Annotated in this window: 1 protein-coding gene; it reads left to right on the top strand. The window is 50.7% G+C overall.

What is annotated here, in order from left to right:
• A partial coding sequence (gene tuf, locus D791_RS18580; RefSeq protein WP_036515027.1) for an elongation factor Tu occupies positions 1-1,127 on the top strand: 1,127 nt, incomplete at its 5' end.
• Positions 1,128-1,129 lie beyond the last annotated feature (2 nt).

The following is a 1,129-nucleotide window of genomic DNA, read 5'->3' as shown; positions in this document are numbered from 1 at the left end:
ATGGTAAAACGACTTTGACAGCCGCGTTGACTCGCGTATGTGCAGAAGTTTGGGGTGGTACAGCGGTAGCGTTTGACGGTATCGATAATGCACCAGAAGAGCGTGAGCGTGGTATCACGATTTCAACTTCACACGTTGAGTACGAATCACCAGTACGTCACTATGCGCACGTAGACTGCCCAGGGCACGCTGACTATGTTAAAAACATGATCACGGGTGCTGCACAGATGGACGGTGCGATTCTGGTTTGTTCAGCAGCTGACGGCCCAATGCCACAGACGCGTGAGCACATCCTGTTGTCACGTCAGGTAGGTGTACCATACATCGTTGTGTTCTTGAACAAAGCGGACATGGTTGACGATGCTGAGTTGTTGGAACTGGTTGAAATGGAAGTGCGTGAGCTTCTTGATCAGTACGACTTCCCAGGCGATGACACTCCAATCGTTATCGGTTCTGCGTTGATGGCGTTGAACGGCGAAGACGACAACGAAATGGGTACTACCGCGGTAAGAAAGCTGGTTGAGACTTTGGATGCTTACATTCCTGAGCCAGAGCGTGCCGTAGATCGTCCGTTCTTGATGCCAATCGAGGACGTATTCTCAATTTCTGGTCGTGGAACGGTAGTAACCGGTCGTATCGAGCGTGGAATTTTGAAAGTCGGTGACGAGATTGAGATCGTTGGTGTACGTGACACGGCTAAGACAACCTGTACAGGTGTTGAGATGTTCCGTAAGCTGCTTGACGAAGGTCGTGCAGGTGAGAACGTTGGTGCGTTGTTGCGTGGTACTAAGCGTGACGACGTTGAGCGTGGTCAAGTATTGTGTAAGCCAGGTTCAATCAAGCCGCACACTCAGTTCGAAGGCGAAGTGTACGTGTTGAGCAAAGAAGAGGGTGGTCGTCACACTCCATTCTTTAAAGGCTACCGTCCACAGTTCTACTTCCGTACCACTGACATCACAGGTGCTTGTGAATTGCCAGAGGGTGTTGAGATGGTGATGCCAGGTGATAACGTTCAAATGACCGTTACCCTGATCAACCCAATCGCGATGGAAGAAGGTCTGCGCTTTGCGATCCGTGAAGGCGGACGTACTGTTGGTGCGGGCGTTGTTGCTAAGATCATTGCGTAATT

The organism is Nitrincola nitratireducens (assembly GCF_000585235.1).
Lineage (GTDB): Bacteria > Pseudomonadota > Gammaproteobacteria > Pseudomonadales > Balneatricaceae > Nitrincola > Nitrincola alkalisediminis.
This window is presented reverse-complemented; position numbering and strand designations above follow the sequence as displayed.